The sequence below is a fragment of the Micromonospora sp. DT201 genome, from assembly GCF_049841575.1.
In the GTDB taxonomy this organism is placed as follows: domain Bacteria; phylum Actinomycetota; class Actinomycetes; order Mycobacteriales; family Micromonosporaceae; genus Micromonospora.
Map to the genome: position 1 here is coordinate 61,087 of NZ_JBNCKP010000024.1, position 16,966 is coordinate 78,052.

A 16,966-nucleotide genomic window follows, 5' to 3' on the forward strand; every position below is an offset into this window, starting at 1 on the left:
CGCAGTGACCCACCCCCGTGCCGGCCAGCCTGCCGAGCCCGCCGACCTGGTCGACGTGCCGCGCCTGGTGACCGCCTACTACGCCGAGCATCCGGACCCAGCGGACCCGGCGCAGCAGGTTTCCTTCGGCACCTCCGGCCACCGTGGCTCCAGCCTGCGCAACGCGTTCAACTCCGACCACATCCTGGCGGTCACCCAGGCGCTCTGCGACTACCGGCGGGAGCAGGGGCTGGACGGGCCCCTCTTCCTCGCCCGGGACACCCACGCGCTGTCCGCGCCGGCCGCGGTGGACGCCCTGGAGGTGCTCGCCGCCAACGGCGTCACCGTGCTGGTGGACAGCCGCGACGGCTACACCCCGACTCCGGCGCTGTCGCACGCGATCCTCACCCACAACCGGGGGCGCACCAGCGGGCTCGCCGACGGCATCGTCATCACCCCGTCGCACAACCCACCCGACGACGGCGGTTTCAAGTACAACCCCACAAACGGCGGGCCCGCCGACACCGACGTGACCCGGTGGATCCAGGACCGGGCCAACGCCATCCTCGCCGCCGGGCTCAAGGAGGTCCGCCGGATCACCTACGCGCGGGCTCGGGCCGCCGACACCACCGGGGAGTACGACTTCCTCGCCCACTACGTCGACGACCTGCCGGCCGCGATCGACATCGACGCGATCCGCGCTGCCGGGATTCGGATCGGCGCGGACCCGCTGGGCGGGGCGAGCGTGGCGTACTGGGGTGAGATCGCCGAGCGGCACCGACTGGACCTGACGGTGGTCAACCCGACGGTCGACCCGACCTGGCGGTTCATGACGCTGGACGGCGACGGCAAGATCCGGATGGACTGCTCCTCGCCCAACGCGATGGCGTCGCTGATCGCCGCCCGCGCCGATTTCCAGATCTCCACCGGCAACGACGCGGACGCCGACCGCCACGGCATCGTCACCCCGGATGCCGGCCTGATGAACCCCAACCACTACCTGGCGGTGGCGATCGGTCACCTGTTCCGCACCCGTACCGAATGGGGTCCGTCCGCTGCGGTGGGCAAGACCCTGGTCTCCTCGTCGATGATCGACCGGGTCGCCGCCGACCTGGGCCGGCCACTGTTGGAGGTGCCGGTCGGCTTCAAGTGGTTCGTGCCCGGCCTGCTGGACGGGGCCGTCGGCTTCGGTGGCGAGGAGAGCGCGGGAGCGTCATTCCTCCGCCGCGACGGTTCCACCTGGACCACCGACAAGGACGGCCTGCTGCTTTGCCTGCTCGCCGCCGAGATTCTGGCCACCACCGGTCGCACCCCGAGCGAACACTGGGCGGAGCTGGCCGAGAAGTTCGGCGCACCCGCGTACGCCCGGATCGACGCCCCGGCCAGCCGGGAGCAGAAGGCCGTGCTCGCCAAACTCTCCCCGGAGCAGGTCACCGCCACCGAGCTTGCTGGTGAGCCGATCACCGCGACGCTGACCACCGCGCCCGGCAACAACGCCCCGATCGGCGGCCTCAAGGTCAGCACGAAGTCCGGCTGGTTCGCCGCGAGACCCTCCGGCACCGAGGACGTCTACAAGATCTACGCCGAGTCCTTCCAAGGCCCCGACCACTTAAAACAGATCCAAGAAGAAGCCAAAAACCTGGTAGACCAAGCCCTAACCCCCTAACCCCACCCCACCCACCCCCACCCCACCCCAACCCCCCAGGCCAAGTTGATCAAGAGGTTTGCGTCACGAACGTCGCGCAGGATGACGCAAACCTCTTGATCAACCGGGGAAGGGGGTGGGGTGGGGTGGGGGGGTTAGCAGGGTGGGGGTAGTTCTTGTTGGGTTCGGCGTATTAGTTCTTTGGGGAGTAGTTCGCGGAGCTGTTCGGGTAGGAACGGCAGGTCGAGCAGGCTCATCTTCAACTGGTTGCGCTCCTGGTAACGCAGCGGGTCGAAGCGGACCACCAGGCCCGCATTGCGGCGGTAGCTGATGTCCACGGCACCCTCGGTCGCCGCGTCGCGAAACACCAACCCGTCCATCTCCACCACGACCGCTGATGAATCGGGCTCCAACTCCAGCCGGATCTTCTCGTCCGGCGAGAGCACCACCGACCGGGAGATGCCGGCCATCGGCGCCGACGGAGTGATCACCACCGAGTCCGCAGCGGGGGAGACCAGCGGGCCTCCGGCGGCGTAGCTGTAGGCCGTCGAGCCGATCGGGGTGCTCACCACCACGGCGTCGCAGCGGTAGTAGCCGTACTGCTGGCCGTCGACCGCGAGGGTGGCGTTGACGAAACCGGACCCGGGCTGGCGGACCAGCGCAATGTCGTTGAACGCCACGATGTCGTCTCCGCAGACGTCACAGGCGAGGCAGGCGTGCGACTCGACGGTGAACTCCTTCGACAACAACCGGCTCAGTGCCTCGGGCAGCTCCGGTGGCTCAATTTCGACGAGAAAACCCAGACGACCCAGGTGTACGCCGAGCACCGGCTTCGGGTCCAGGACGGCGGAGCGCAGCGCACCCAGCATGGTGCCGTCGCCGCCAATGCTGATCAACGCGTTGGAGCGGGTGGCTACCTCGTGCTCCGGCACCGGTTCCACGCAGGACGGCACGCGGTGCTGGTCCTCCGCACGCACCATCAGCGTCTTGTGGTGGCGCGTCGCCCACCGTTCGATGATCCCGACCACCTCGGTGACATCCCGGGTGGGGTGCAGCACAAGACCCAGCCCCGACACCCGTACAGCTCACCACATCGGCGTCGGATGCGTCTGGCGTACGGGGCAGGCCGCCGGCCGAGGCGGCCCGACCGGCCGGGTTCGGAGGGTGTTGCCGCCCTGTCCACCGGACTGCTAGCTTGCCTTCGCCGACCGTTAATGTGCACGGCACATCGGGGGCCGGCGCGGGGCCGGGGCCCCCTTTCGCCGAGGAGTCCTGTGAAAACGCCGCCCGGGGTCGCGCCCTCACGCCTGTACGTGCTCGATGGCTTGCGACTGGTCGCGGCCCTGCTCGTCGTGGGCTTCCATCTCACGGTCTTCGGTGATGCCTGGGGAGGGCCGGACGGCGCGGCCTTGCCGACGCTCAGCATCTACACCCAGTTCGGGTGGCTCGGGGTCTACCTGTTCTTCCTGATCAGCGGTTTCGTGATCTGCATGAGCGCGGAGGGGCGCGGCCTGGGTCAGTTCGCGGCCGCCCGGATCATCCGGCTCTATCCCGCGTACTGGTTCGGGGTGCTCGCCACCTCCGCGGTGCTCGCCCTGTGGCCGGTGGTCCGTGAGCCGAAGCGCCCGGGCGACGTGCTGACCAACCTCACCATGTTCAACGACCTCATGGGTGTGGACGCGGTCGACTCCGTCTACTGGACTCTCGCCCACGAGCTGCGCTTCTACCTCCTCTTCGGTCTCTTCGTGCTGGTTCGCGGGTACACCCCGCGGCGGGTGCTGCTCTTCGCCGCGGGGTGGCTGATCGCCAGCCTGTTCGCGTACCACTCCATCCCGATGCTCACCGACCTCCTGGTGCCCCGCAGCGCGGCCTGTTTCGTCGGCGGCATGGCTCTGTTCCTGATCTACCGCCACGGCTCTGACATCTACCTCTGGGGACTGGTGGGCGCGTCCTGGCTCGTCGCGCTCCAGATGATCGGCACCGTCAGCCCCTACGCCCCGTCCCGGACCGTGCTGTCGCCGACGCAGATCAGCATGGTCGAGGCGGCGATTGTCACGTTCTTCTATCTGGTCATGGCCGTGGTGGCGACCCGTCGTTTCACGGTCAGCTGGCGCTGGCTGACCACCGCCGGCGCCCTGACCTACCCGCTCTACCTGCTGCACGAGTACATCGGCTGGGTGATGATCCACTACCTGCACCCGGCGCTCCCGGCCTGGCTGACCGGGCTCACCGTGGTGGTGATCCTCCTGGTCGCCTCGTGGCTCGTGAACCGGTTCGTCGAGAAGCCGGTCTCCGGCTGGTTGAAGCGCCGCTTCGTCGCGGCCCGGAACTCGGCGTACCTGCGTAAGTCGCCGAGTGACACGCCGTCCAGCCCGCATCCGACCCCGTCCGCCACGGCAGAGGCACCGGCACCGGCACCGGCAGCTCCGGCGATGGCGGCCGCCGGCCCGGTGCCCGCGATGCGGACGCCGCCGTCGATCGATGGCCCGACCCTGATCCTGCCCCAGGTCACCGCCAACTCCACCGACTGATCCGGGTAGGTACCCCGGACCGCGGTCCGGGGTACCTACCGTGCGGGACGCTAGGGCCGGACCCGGCCACCCACCCCGAGGTGGGTCAGCGAGCGTGCTACCAGGTCATTGCGGGCCGCCGGGGGCAGACCCTCCAGCCCGAAGCCCAGGTAGACCGTGTCCCCGGTTACCACCACCGAGCCTTCCTCGAACGCCTGCTGGCTACGCGACCAGTCGTTGGCGTTGCCACCGGACCCGGCCGGTGGCCCGGCCACTGTCCAACCGCCCAGGTCGTCCGACTCGAACGAGGTCTCCGCCACGGTCGAACCGTCGACCAGCACGCGGGCGTCGTCCACGAAGACGCCGAGGCCCTGCGTGGACCAGTCCGAGGCGTACGTGATGGACACCTCGACCTGCTTGCCGGCGTAGCCGGACAGGTCGACCGCGAACTCCTTCCAGCCGTTCGAAGTCCCGGTCGCCGCGTTCCAGCTGCCGGTGCTCCCGATGGGGGAGCAGTCCGCACCCTGGTAGTGCGTGAGGAACGGGTGCAGCTCGTCCCAGCTGCTGGCGCAGCTCTCCCCGGTGACCGTGCTGGTCTTGCCGTTGGTGTCCGGCAGGGTCGTCCAGTTGTCGCCGCCCACCTCGTGCGCCTCGACGAAGAGGAAGTCCCAGTCCTGCTCGATCTCGTACGAGGTGAAGAAGCGCAACTCACCACTGCTCGCCCCGGTGAGGTCCACCGTGCGGGAGAGCCGCTTGTACGACTCGTCGGCCTGTCCGCTGTGCAGATACCACTCACCCGTACGCGGGTCGAACGGCGCACCGCCCGGCCGGGTCCAGCCCGCTGGCGCGGAACTGGCGAACTGCGGGAACTCGTCCGGCGGGAGGAAGCCCGACGTGGTCAGGAACGACGCGGTGTGCGCCTGATTCTCCGCCGACCCTGGTGCGTTGAGTTGCCCGGTGAAGCCGGCGAACGGGGCGTCGGTCCCGGCGACCGGGTACGGCTCCCCGTCCGGGCTGGTTCCGCCGTCGCTGACGTAGCTGTACGCGCCCAGCCAGTACTGCTGGAAGTCGTTCAACAACGGCAGGCAAGTGAGGGCCTCCGCGTCGGTGCACTCCGGTGGCGCGTCCGGGTGATAGACGTACGACCCGTTGGCGCCCTGGGCGAACAGCGCGTACTGGCCGCTGACCAGGAGCTTGCCGCCCTCGTTGAGGTAGTCCCGGACGGCCAGCTCGGTGTCCAGCGCCGCCTTGGCCGTGGTGCCGGCCACCTGGCCGGGGGACCGCAGGATCACGTCGTCGCCGGTTTCCCAGACCACCGCCTTGTAGTGCGACAGCACGCCGAGCGGATGTGGCGCCTTGCGGCCCATCGTGTCGAAGTCGTACACGTCGCTGCTGCGCCCGGCGGCGCTCAGCGACGCGGCGACCTCGTCGGCGTACTTCGCGGTGGTGCCGGTCTGCGCCGGGCTGAGGCCGGTGACGTCCTCCATGGCGAGGACCAGCACGTCACCGCCGATGTCGCTGTGCACCCGGTAGGTGAAGTGAACGCTAGCCACCACCCCGGCACGCGGTTTGTTCCCGGTGAACCAGACCTCGACTCGGTCACCCGGCTTCGCGCCGGTGACCGTGCCGCGCAGTTCGGCGTAGTAATCGTCGTGGGTGTCGCCGTACCGCTCGCCGCCGCGCCACTCGCGGACCGCGACAGTCTTCGGCCGCCCGCCGTTGACCGTGTAGTGCATCCGGACGTTCTTCAGCGAACGACGGGTGATCGAGGCGACCTGCTGGGTGCGCCCGTACGAGGTGTCGAACGTATCCACCTCGAAGTCCGGGGTGCTCCGGCCGACCACCGACACCGGTTCGTCCGGGTGCGCCGCCGACTTCGCCACGGCCAGCGCGAACGGCAGGTTCTTGCTCACCTCGCCGGCGATGAGGGCCTCGTCGTCGGGGAAGATGAAGCCACTGACGCAGTCCTCCGGGCGCCACTCGTCGTCCGGGTCGACCGCCGAGGCCGCCTCGCAGGTGGACATCTCCGGGGTGAAGCCCAACGTGCCGTACTTGACGGTGGCGTGGCTGTCGGTGTCACCGTTTGTGGTGTACAGCTCGGCGGAGATGTCCGGGTCGTAGCCCGGGACCGCGGAGTGCGCGTCGTCACCGGCCATCGCCTTGTAGATCATGTCGTCCGGGGTGGGGGTGCTCACCTGCCAGCCGACGCCGTAGAGCAGCAGCTCGGCCGCCGAGTGGTAGTTGACGAAGAACTCGAACCCGACCCGCTTGAAGAGCCGGTCCAGGGCTACGGTCTCCGGCTCCGAGTTGGGGCCGGGGCCACGGTAGGTCTCGCTGTTCGGTTCGGGTGACGAGCCCTCGTTGTCGTACCCCCACTTGTAGCTGAAGTTGCGGTTGAGGTCGACGCCGTCGCCCGAGCTGATCTGCCCGTCGCCGTTGTTGTCGCGCAGGTTCTTGCGCCACAGCCGGTTGCCGGGGGTGAACGTGTGGTCGTAGCCGTCCGGGTTGGCGACCGGCAGGAACCACAGCTCGGTCGTGTCCAGAAGACGGGTGATCTCCCGGTCGGTGCCGTAGTTGTTCAGCACGTGATGCATCAGCCGGCGGGTCATCTCCGGCGTGATCCACTCGCGGGCGTGCTGCGCACCGGCGTAGAGCACCGCCGGTCGCTTACCGTCCGCGACGGTACGCGCGTTCTTGGTGACCTTCAGGGCGAGAATCGGCTGGCCCTGTTGGCTGCGGCCGACAGTCTCCACCTTGGTCAGCTTGGGAAAACGGGCCGCGGTGGCGTTCAGCTCGTCCCGGAGGCCGCCCGGCTCACCGTAGGGGCGGAACGAGGTCCAGCCGGCTGCGGCCTGCTCCCGCAGCGCCTGCGACGCGTCTTTGCCGTGCACCTTCTTGACCGACAGAGGGACGCCCTTGTCGGTCAACCGCTTGGCCTGCCGGCGGCTGAGCACCGTCTCGACCGTGGTGCGGCCGGCCGAGTCCGTCTTCGCGTCGTGGCCGAGGTCGACCCCCGCCGCGCGCAGTTGATCCCGCTGTTTCGCATCGACCGTGCCGACGTACACCTCCAGGCCGTCGCGCGTGCCAGGGTCGGACGGTGGCTTCGCGCTGGCCGGCGGGGTCAACGCCAGTGCGCCGAGCAGGGTGACCACGCTGGCGATCGCCAGTCGTCTCGGTCTCATCGCGCCTCCTTGGGTGAAGGACCTGTAGGCGCGAGCCTTCGGCGTGGGGTGATCGAAGTCAATAGTTCGACGGGCGCAAGGTTGCTGCCCGTGTCGGCGTCGCTGCCTGGTGTGATGGTCGGGGCAGTGCTGGCCCGGTACGCCGCAGGTGTCCGACGATCGACTCGCAGAACACCGCCTCGATGTCGCACTCCTCCTCGACGTATCGCCACTGGCCGTTCTCTCGGATGTGGTAGCCGGTCGAATTTTCTGCGGTCACCGTGCCGAAATGCAGGCACTGGAACTCGAGCAGGTGGAAGCGGTCACCGTCGTAGCCGATGTCCAGCGAGGTGAGCGGCGTGCCGAGGACGTCCGAGACCTGCTCCGCGTAGTCGAGCAACGCGTCGCGGTCGACGCCCGCCATGTCCGAGAAGTCGAAGTCGCCGCTGCCGCTGGCCCGGAAGTCACCGGGACGGTTACGGCGGTAGAGGGTGTAGTAGCGCTCGCCCATCCGGAGCACCTTGAAGTCACCGCTCAACCCAGGGATCAACGCCTGCACCAGGAACTTCTGTCGGTGCAGCGAGTGGGCATGGTGGTCGCGGCGCAGCAGTCGTCGGCCGCGCTCGCGGACGGCCTCGGTGCGGTCCTGGGTCTGGCTGAGGGCGCGGGCGGTGCGTAGCAGTTCCTGTCGGTCGGCGGCGCGGGCCACGAACTGGGAGCCGGCGCCGTACGCCGATTTGACCACTTTCGGCCAGGGGCCGTCCAGCTCCGTCGTGGCGAGTTCCTCGTAGGTGCCGAAGGTGCGGGTGCCGAGGCGGCGGGCGTCTTGCGGGAAGAGTTGGGCGCGCAGCGCCTCCATCATCACCTTGTTGTGGTGCGCGCGCAGGTATCGGTAGCCCGGGATGATTCGCACGCCAGCGGTTTCCAGCGCGAGCACCAGATCCTCGATCCAGCTCTTGTAGTGCAGCCCGCGATCCTCGGACGAGGTGTAGAGCACCGGCACCCCGTGCAGGCCGTCGCTCAGGTCCAGGTCGGCGAACCGGACGACCTCCGGTTCGAGGCCGGCGTCGGTGAAGTACGCGGTGATCTTGTCGAGGTCCATCGTGCACAGGCCGAGCTTGGTGCGGGCCGTGGAGTAGAACGTGCCGCGGTAGTCGGTCAGGATCAGAATTCTGGTCATGTCGGTCTCTCTGCTGGCAGAGGCTCTTGGCCGGCGGTGCGGTGCGGGCGGTCCGATGAACTGGACGCCGGCCAGTAAAACATGCGCTAATCAGACTACAGCCGCACAAATGCAAACGTATGCAGCGTTCGTGTCGTGTCGGTTGCCATCTTCTGTCCTGCATTTCGGCGATTGCGGCAATGCTGGCGAGTAGGCCGAATTACACTTCGGACCGCGCGTTCAGTCCCACCCACAGCGAGAACCGGGGGTCAGCGTTGCTCAGCATGGTGCGCGGTGTGGCAAAAGCCCTGCGGGACCGGCGGGCAGCCGCTCGGGACCCGGAGGGATTCGCCCGGTCCCTCGGCGTCGATCTGCGGGGTCGAGTCCGGTTCTACGGCATCGACCGGGCGATGTTCGGCTCCGAGCCGTGGCTCGTCTCCCTCGGCGACAACGTCTACATCACCGCCGGGGTCCAGTTCATCACCCACGACGGCGGCACGCTGATCCTCCGCAAGGAGGTGCCCGATCTGGAGTGGACCGCGCCGATCCACATCGGGGACGACGTCTACCTCGGCGTACGGACGACCATTCTGCCCGGAGTGACGATCGGCAACCGCTGCATCATCGGCGCTGGCTCGGTGGTGACCCGGGACATCCCGGACAACAGCGTCGCGGCCGGCGTTCCGGCCCGGGTGATCCGCAGCGTCGACGAATATCTCGACCGGATGCGCGCCCGGTCGCTGGGGTGCGGGCACCTGCCGGCGGCCGAGAAGGCCGCGGTGATCCGCCAGATCTACGGGGTGCCCGAGCAGGCCGGTGCCGGTAGGGCCGGCTTCTGATGCGCGTGGCTGCCGGGCGGCCCGGTGCTCTCCTCGGCCCGGTGGTCGTGGCGTTGGACCGTCTCCTGTGCACCGGCGCCCGAGCCCGTCGGGCCGTCCGGGGCCTCGCCCTGGCCGGCCGGTTCGCCGCGCGGGGGGACAACTTCACCTTCGACCCGGACGGTGTCTACACCTACGAGACGATCGAGGTCGGGCACAACGTGGACCTCGGCTATCGACCGGTCCTGATGGCGGCTCGGGCGCGGATCCGGATCGGCGACAACGTCATGTTCGGTCCCGAGGTGACCGTCCGGGGGGGTAACCACCGCATCGACCAGGTCGGCGTTCCGATGATCGCGGTCGGCAAGGATCCCGACGACGAGACCCACGACCGAGGAGTGATCATCGGTGACGACGTCTGGGTGGGCACCCGGGCGGTGATCCTGCACGGCGTGACCATTGGCCGAGGTGCGGTGATCGGCGCGGGCGCGGTCGTCACCCGGTCGGTGCCCCCGTACGCGGTGGCAGCCGGCAACCCGGCCCGGGTGATCCGACTGCGGTGGCCGCTGGAGACCATCGGGGACCATGAGCGGCAGCTCTACCCGCCGGAGCGCCGACTGACCCCCGCCGAACTGGCCGGCCTGGCTGAGCTGCCGGTGCCCGAGCCACGGCCGGCGCCGGTGACGAAGTCGCTGACCACCGGCCTCCAGGCCCGGTAGTCGAAGCAGTGCGCCCGCTCGCGGGCCGCCCGGCTCATCGCCCACCAGCCCGGGTCATCGAGCAGTAGCGCCCGTTCCAGCCCCCGCCGGACGTCGTCCGCACCGGAACCGTCGAGCACGATGCCCTCGCGGCCATCCACGATGTACCGGTGGAGATCACTCGTGTGGTTGAGCAGCACGGGGCAGCCGGCGGCCAGACTCTCCGGCACCTTGGACGGGAAGCCCGCCTGGGCGTACCCGACCGGCGGGCGGACCAGCACCGAGAAGTGCGCCCGGCCCAGCTCGGCGAGCACCCGCTCGCGCGGCACCCAGCCGAGGAAGGACACCTGGTCGTCGAGGTCGGCGGAGCGGGCCTCGACCAGGTCGGAGAGGCTGCCGGCCTGTTCTCGGCTGATCCCGGCGATCACCAGGCGCACCCGGGCCCGGTCGGCGGGCGCGAGGCTGCGGATGGCCTCCAGCACCACGGCCAGCTGGTCCTTGGCGCCGGCCGAGCCCGCGTAGAGCAGCCGGAGCCCGTCGTCGAGCGAGGGCGGGGCGGGATCGTCGTAGCCGGCGCAATCCACCTGTGGCGGCACCACAAGCGTCGGTCGACCCTTGCCGACGAAGTGCCGCTCCAACACCTCGGAGATGGCGATGACCCGGTCGGCGAGCCGGCCGACCAGCGAGAACGCCCACCGGTGCCGGACGAAGTACGGCGTGCGCCAGCCCCGGGGGAACTGCGCCCGGTCGTGCCGTTCGAGCACGTCCACGGTCACCGGGCAGCGCACCGCCGCGCGCAGCACCGCCCAGGTGAGCAGGTCCCACAGTCCCAGCGGCAGGTACACGCCAGCCAACCCACTCGGGCGGATGCCCGCGCGGCGCAGCGCGGCGAGCACCCGCAGCGGCCGGATGCGTCGGTGCAGCCAGCGGCCGAGGAGCCCACCGCCGATGCGGCGGCGGGGCAGGGTTATCAGTCGTACGTCCGCTGGCAGATCCGGAGCGACGGAGGGGCGCGACCCGTCGTCGGGCCAGTCGTTGACCACCAGGGTCACCCCGCCCGGGGGAGTGGCGGACCGGGCCAGTTGCAGCAGGCGGTTGGAGAGTGCGTCACCGTGCGGAAACCGGTACGCGGCCAGCGCCAGCACCTGCGGCGTCGCGGTGGGCTGGAGGGCCGGGATGAGGTGCGCGATGGTGGTGGGCTGACCCACGAGCTGCTCCCTGGGAATGGGTTCCTGACGGTTTGAGCGTTTAGTCTAGGTTGTCCTTTGTAGTCACGCGCTGTCCATGCGTCGTGTCGCGGTGCATCGAGTGACGAATCAGCCACTTTTCGTCACTGCCGCAGGTGACCGTCGTTGTAGGAATGACCTGTCGACGGGGCATGGAGGCGGCACCGGCATGCGACCACCGATTACTGGGCAGGTGTGTGCCGCCGTTTGCCGACCGCGCCGAGCGATCGACGGGCCGGCAAGGCTCTTCCGGCCAGCGCCCCGGCGGGTCTGATGCCCGCCCGTCACGGGGCTGTCGAAGAGGCCAAGTCGACATCGGCCGCTGGGCGGCACCGGGAGGCCGCCGGTGCGCGGCGGTCCAACCGTGTCGATCCGGCCCGGCGACGATCATCCTCGGCCGTTGGGCACCGGGCGGAGAAATCCCGGAGCCGGGTGCTGGCCGGCGGGATCGTGTCCTCGCTGGCCGGCAAGATGGTCGGGTTGGCCGCCCCACTGCTGATCACGCCGCTGGCGTTCCACAGCCTGGGAGCCGAGCGGTTCGGCCTCTGGATGGCGGTCACCTCCCTCACCGGCATGGCGCTCTTCGCGGACTTCGGGCTCGGCAACGGGCTGCTGACCCGACTGGCCAGGCTGCGGGGCACCGGCGAACGGGAGGCGGCTGCCCGGGAGGTTTCCAGCGCTTACGCACTGCTCGGCGCGGTGTCCGTACTGTTGCTCGGCCTCCTGGCGATGACCCTGCGGCTGGTGCCCTGGCCGGCGCTGCTGAACGCGACGGATCCGGCGGTCGCCCGCGACGCCCGCCCGGTGGTGCTGCTCTGCTTCGGCGCGTTTCTGATCAACATCCCCCTCGCTCTGATCCAGCGCGTTCAGTACGCCCAGCAGCAGGTGGCCCAGAGCAACCTCTGGCAGGCCGGCGGCAGTCTGGTCTCGGTTGCCCTGGTCTACGCGGTGGTCACCGGTGGGGCCGACCCGTTGCTGGTCATCGCCGGGGCGGTGCTCGCGGTGCCGGCGGTCAACCTCGCCAACGCCCTGTGCTACTTCACTTGGCAGGACCGGCAGTTGCGGCCCCGCCTCCGGTGCGTGCGGGCGGTGGTGGCCCGAGGGCTGCTCCGGCTGGGCGCCCGGTTCTTCCTGCTCTCGGTGCTCTCCTCGGTGGTGCTCAACCTCGACGGCTTCCTGATCAGCCGGGTTCTCGGGCTTCCGGCCGCGGCGACGTACGCGGTGGTCCTGCGAATGTTCGCCCTGCTGACGCTCTTCATCACGTTGGTGAACCTGCCGTTGTGGCCGGCCAACGGCGAGGCGTTGGCGCGCGGTGACCTGGCCTGGGTGCAGCGCACGACACCCCGGATGGTCTACCTGTCCGCCGCCGTGGTCGCCCTGCCGGGGGCGGCGCTCGTGCTCTTCGGTGACGACGTGCTGCGACTCTGGGTGCGCTCGACCGACCTTGTGCCGGTGCCACGTACCCTGCTCGCCGCGCTCGCCGTCTGGTCGGTGCTGCTGGCCGTCGCGGCCCCGTTGTTCATGGTGCAGAACAGCATCGGTCTGCTCCGGCCCCAGTTCGTCGGTTGGGCGGCCTGCCTGCTGCTGGCCGTACCCCTGAAGATCGTGCTGGCCGCGCGGGTGGGTCTGCCCGGCGTGGCGATGGCATCGGCCGGGACATACGCGTTGACGGTGCTGCCGGCCGCCGTCTTCGGCTACCGCCGTGCGTTGGCCGCGGCAGCGCCGGGGTCCGGCCGGCACGCCCAGGTCGCGCCCGTCGTGGGCACGTGATCGGGCCACCCAGCGACGTCGCGTCACTTCGTCGCTGGGACCGCAGTTACCAACCGTGGTGCGGTCAGTGCAGCCGGATCGGGGCGTCGCTGAGCCGCCGTTGGAATGAGGGTTGATGCAGCGTTTGACCGTGGGCGACAGCCCTCGCCGCCCGACGTCGGTCGGAGTCGCGCCGTGACTCGGCCGGTGGTGGTGCAGCACTCGGCCGGCACTCCCGGGGCCAATGGCCCGTTGACCGCCGTGCAGCGGGTGCTCGCCTCGCCCCTCGCCGACCGGTACGAATTCGTCCGGATGCACCAGAGCGCGGGTAACGGCAGCCTGAACGTGCCGCTGCTGCGGGAGTGGGTGCGTCTGCTTCGGCGGGTCCGACCCGCCCTGGTGCACGTCCGGGGGTTGCAGAACGAAGGCCTGCACGGGGTGCTCGCCGCCCGCCTCGCCGGCTGCCCGCGGGTCCTGGTAACCGTGCACGGCACGGTACGCGACCTGCATGATTCCGGCCGGCCCTGGCGGCGCCGGCTGTTGGTGCACGGTGCCGAGCCCGTGACGTTGCGGCTGGCCAGCCACGTCGGCACCGTCTGCGAGTACGCCGCCGGCCGGGGCTTCCTCGGCGGCCTGGGCGGGAAGTTCGTCGGGGTGATCCCCAACGGTGTGCCGCTGCCGGCGCACCCCCGCGCGTCCCGGGAGCGGGTCCGCGCCGAACTGGGCCTGCGTCCCGTTGACGTGGCCATGATCGCGGTGTCACGGCTGACCTGGGAGAAGGGGTACGGCGTCCTCGCCGACGCACTGCGCCGGTTGCCACCGTCCACCGACCGCCGGCAGCAGCAGTTCGCCGCTCGCCGGGTGCTGCTGGTCGCCGGTGACGGCCCCGACCGGGACGCGATCGAGGCCGTCCTAACCGGGGTCGACGGGGTCGAGGTGCGGCTGCTCGGCAACCGGCTCGACGTGCCCGACCTGCTCGCGGCGGCGGACGTCTTCGTCTTCCCGACCCTGCACGAGAACCTCTCCAACGCGCTGCTGGAGGCGATGGCGCACGGGCTGCCGGTCGTCGCGTCGGCGGTGGGCGGCAACGTCGAGGTGCTGCGCTCGGGCGGCGGACGGCTGGTGCCGGCGGGTAACCCGGACGCCCTGGCCGGGGCGCTGTCGCCACTGCTCGACGACCCCGCCGAGCGGCACCATGTGGGCGAGTTGGGTCGCAAGGTGGTAGCTGAGGGCTACAGCCTCGACGTCATGCTCGGCGCCCTCGACCGGGTCTACCAGCGGATCATCCAGGAGTGACGGCACCCGGCGCCCCAGCCATGGAGCCGATGTCGCGGCTACGCGACGGGCAATTCTTTCGTGACTTGAGCGACGAGCGCTCGTTGTCTCACTGGTGGCCGCCGCGGTCGCTGCCACTGAGCCGTCGGGTTGGCGTCGCGCCTCCCGCCCGCGCGGGGGCCGAGCCGACCGGGGAGACACGTTGAAGGTAGTGGTGACCGGGGGTGCCGGCTTCATCGGCGCCAACCTGGTGCGGGCGCTGGACCAGACCCCACAGGTGAGCGAGATCGTGGTCGTCGACGACCTGTCCACCGGCCTGTTGGACAATGTGCACGACCAGCCGGTCCAACTGCACCAGGGCACCATGCTCGACCCGGACCTGCTGGACGAGGCGTTCGTCGGTGCGGCCAGCGTGGTGCACCTGGGCGCCCTCGGCTCGGTGCCGCGCTCCATCGACCGGCCGCTGCCCACCCACCACGCCAACGCCACCGGGACACTGATGGTGCTGGAGGCGGCCCGCCGGCACGGCGTACAGCAGGTGATTCTCTCGTCGTCCTCGTCGGTCTACGGCGCCAACCCGGTGCTGCCCCGGCAAGAGGGGTTGCGGCCCATGCCGGTCTCCCCGTACGCGGTGTCCAAGCTGGCCGCCGAGGCGTACGCGGTCGCCTACGCCTCCTGCTACGACATGGGCGTGTTGCCGTTCCGCTTCTTCAACGTCTTCGGCCCTCGGCAGGCGGCACACCACGCGTACGCCGCGGTGTTGCCCCGGTTCATCACCGCGGCGCTCGCCGGTGAGCCGCTGCGGGTGCACGGCGACGGCCGGCAGACCCGCGACTTCACCTTCGTCGGCAGCGTCACCTCGGTGATCGTCGACGCCATCGTCCGACGGGTGTCCACCACCGACGTGGTCAACCTGGCCTTCGGCGCGCGGATCTCGCTGCTCGACCTGATCGCCGAGATGGAGAGCATTCTGGGTCGCTCGTTGCCGGTGGTGCACGAACCGCCACGCGCCGGCGACGTGCGGGACTCGCAGGCCGACTGCACCCGGCTGCGGGAGCTGTTTCCCTCGGTGCGGCCGGTGCCGCTGCGCACCGGTCTCGAGCAGACCGTGGCCTGGATGTCCGGTCGCGTGCTCGCGGGTCAGTAGGTCGCCGAGCGTCGAAAACGCTCAGCTGATCCCGCCGGTGCTCAGGGGCGCCCGACCGCCTGTCGCCAGGCTCCGACCCGGGGGGCCGGCGGGGCACCGTGCGGCGTCGGTTTCTGGCCGCTCTCGGACACCGCGGGCGGTATCGCCATAGGTGCGACGGACACGAGCGCGAGGGCCACGAAACACACAGGCGAGACCTCCCAGTGGCCGGTCAGCCAGATCGGCGTCTGGCTGACCAGGAAGACGCCCGCCACGCGGAAGCAGGTGGGAGAGGAATGCCGGAAGGGCCCGACCAGCGCGAACGTGAGCACGCCGGCGTAGAGGAGAACTCCGATCAGCCCCAGGTCGTTGCCCACGCTCAACAGGAGATTGTGCGCTCCCACCTGCAGATCGCCGGTTGCGGTCAACATGCCGGGGCCGATGCCGAGCAGTGGTGACTCGCCCCAGGACGACAACGCGTACGGCCAGATGTACAGCCGCCCGGACAGGTCCCCGGTGGCCCGGCCCGCGAAGTAGCCATCGAGCCAGAGCATCTCGGAGCCGAGCACCCGGTAGAGACCGAGCGGCACCCCGATGAGGACGATGGGCACCACGACGACAGCCAACGCCCGCGCCGGCCGCGCCGCCACTGTGCTCAACAGCAGGTAGGCGAGACCGACCACGATCGCGATCAGCGCACCCCGCGTCCCGGTGAGGATTACTCCCCAGAAAAGGACGGCCGCCGCAGCGGCGATGCCGAGCATCTCGATCTTCGTCGAGGGACGCAGCAGCAACAGCACGCCGGCGAGTGCGACGCCAGCCGCGAGACTGTACGCCGTGTAGTTGTAGTTGACTCCCTCGATGCCGTACCGGATCGAGAAGTCCAGCACCGAGTCGCGAGCCTTCAGCGAGTTGGGGATGGGGTTGTCGATCAGCTTGACGGTGGTGGCGACGCAGCCGGCCAGGAAGGCGTAGCCAACCGCGAAGAGCGCCAAACGGGTGCGGACGACATGGCGGACGGCGATGAAGATGGCGCAGGCCGTCGCGTACAGATAGCCCATGCGGGCCGCGGCGTCGAAGTCCGCCGCCCAGAACAGCGTGACGCAGACCCACAGCCCGGTGGCGGCGGCCAGCAGGTCGGGTGGGAGGAGCCGAGGAGACCGGCCACTCACCAGGATGGCGGCCACGGCCGCGACGGCGCCGTAGCGGTTCGTGGCGCTGGTGGCCCATTGACTGCCGAAGGCGATCGCGCAGACGACCACGAGCCCGGGCATGTGCCGGGCCAACAGGGTGCGATCCCCGCGCGCGGGATCCGCCCCGCCCGGGTGGCGGACGGTGGCCCGGCCGGTCGCGGCCCGGGCCCCAGCCATCGATGGCGTGAGAGCGTGGCGTCCGTTCTGATCGGGCAGGACCGCAGTCACCTCAGCCGTCCCGGGATAGTCGCGAGCGTCGCCACGGTCGTCGTCCTGTCCAACATTCGTCGCCTTCCTCAAGCCCGCCGTCAAACCACCATAAGGCCACGCATCACATCAAAATGGAAAAGGCGCACATCCCTGATTGGCCTAACGGCTTCGCCTGCATAACCATCGCCCGCCGCCCAGGGTTATTGCTGCGAGGCGG

At 69.9% G+C, this 16,966-nt stretch carries 11 protein-coding genes and 1 pseudogene; 7 read left to right on the top strand and 5 right to left on the bottom strand.

Annotation, left to right across the window (positions count from 1 at the left end; genetic code table 11):
- Positions 1-4 precede the first annotated feature (4 nt).
- The gene (pgm, locus tag ACLQ28_RS29470) at positions 5-1,645 is read left to right on the top strand and encodes a phosphoglucomutase (alpha-D-glucose-1,6-bisphosphate-dependent) (RefSeq protein ID WP_425689518.1); all 1,641 of its coding nucleotides are present in this window, start codon (positions 5-7) and stop codon (positions 1,643-1,645) included.
- A gap of 134 nt (positions 1,646-1,779) precedes the next feature.
- On the opposite strand, the gene ACLQ28_RS29475 is transcribed toward pgm, so the two are convergent.
- Positions 1,780-2,691, bottom strand: coding sequence for an NAD(+)/NADH kinase (locus tag ACLQ28_RS29475; RefSeq protein ID WP_425689549.1), 912 nt, complete (start codon positions 2,689-2,691; stop codon positions 1,780-1,782).
- A gap of 207 nt (positions 2,692-2,898) precedes the next feature.
- Here ACLQ28_RS29475 and ACLQ28_RS29480 point away from each other — a divergent pair, with 207 nt between their 5' ends.
- The gene (locus ACLQ28_RS29480; protein ID WP_425689519.1) at positions 2,899-4,155 is read left to right on the top strand and encodes an acyltransferase family protein; all 1,257 of its coding nucleotides are present in this window, start codon (positions 2,899-2,901) and stop codon (positions 4,153-4,155) included.
- A 50-nt stretch (positions 4,156-4,205) separates the two neighbouring features.
- Here the strand turns inward: ACLQ28_RS29480 and ACLQ28_RS29485 are convergent, their stop codons facing one another.
- Complete coding sequence (locus tag ACLQ28_RS29485) at positions 4,206-7,316, bottom strand: M14 family zinc carboxypeptidase (protein WP_425689520.1); 3,111 nt, start codon at positions 7,314-7,316, stop codon at positions 4,206-4,208.
- Between the two features lie 58 nt (positions 7,317-7,374).
- Complete coding sequence (locus ACLQ28_RS29490; protein WP_425689521.1) at positions 7,375-8,475, bottom strand: hypothetical protein; 1,101 nt, start codon at positions 8,473-8,475, stop codon at positions 7,375-7,377.
- Positions 8,476-8,750: 275 nt separating this feature from the next.
- On the opposite strand from ACLQ28_RS29490, the gene ACLQ28_RS29495 reads away from it, so the two are divergent.
- Entirely contained in the window at positions 8,751-9,293 is a 543-nt protein-coding gene (locus tag ACLQ28_RS29495; RefSeq protein ID WP_425689522.1) for a DapH/DapD/GlmU-related protein, read from the top strand.
- A complete protein-coding gene (locus ACLQ28_RS29500) occupies positions 9,293-9,991 on the top strand; it encodes an acyltransferase (protein ID WP_425689523.1) in 699 nt (232 codons plus the stop codon). The genes ACLQ28_RS29495 and ACLQ28_RS29500 overlap by 1 nt, the downstream gene beginning before the upstream one ends.
- A 20-nt stretch (positions 9,992-10,011) precedes the next feature.
- Here the strand turns inward: ACLQ28_RS29500 and ACLQ28_RS29505 are convergent.
- Positions 10,012-11,178: pseudogene (locus ACLQ28_RS29505) on the bottom strand (glycosyltransferase); the annotation flags it as partial.
- A gap of 450 nt (positions 11,179-11,628) precedes the next feature.
- On the opposite strand from ACLQ28_RS29505, the gene ACLQ28_RS29510 reads away from it, so the two are divergent.
- From ACLQ28_RS29510 to ACLQ28_RS29520, 3 genes are all read left to right on the top strand, one after another.
- A complete protein-coding gene (locus ACLQ28_RS29510; RefSeq protein WP_425689524.1) occupies positions 11,629-12,966 on the top strand; it encodes a lipopolysaccharide biosynthesis protein in 1,338 nt (445 codons plus the stop codon).
- A 174-nt stretch (positions 12,967-13,140) separates the two neighbouring features.
- The gene (locus ACLQ28_RS29515) at positions 13,141-14,241 is read left to right on the top strand and encodes a glycosyltransferase family 4 protein (protein WP_425689525.1); all 1,101 of its coding nucleotides are present in this window, start codon (positions 13,141-13,143) and stop codon (positions 14,239-14,241) included.
- A 190-nt stretch (positions 14,242-14,431) separates the two neighbouring features.
- Complete coding sequence (locus tag ACLQ28_RS29520) at positions 14,432-15,367, top strand: NAD-dependent epimerase/dehydratase family protein (protein WP_425689550.1); 936 nt, start codon at positions 14,432-14,434, stop codon at positions 15,365-15,367.
- A 41-nt stretch (positions 15,368-15,408) separates the two neighbouring features.
- Here ACLQ28_RS29520 and ACLQ28_RS29525 read toward each other — a convergent pair whose 3' ends face one another.
- Positions 15,409-16,716 carry an O-antigen ligase family protein gene (locus ACLQ28_RS29525; RefSeq protein ID WP_425689526.1) on the bottom strand — a complete coding sequence of 436 codons (1,308 nt, stop codon included), beginning with the start codon at positions 16,714-16,716 and terminating at the stop codon, positions 15,409-15,411.
- Between the last annotated feature and the right edge of the window lie 250 nt (positions 16,717-16,966).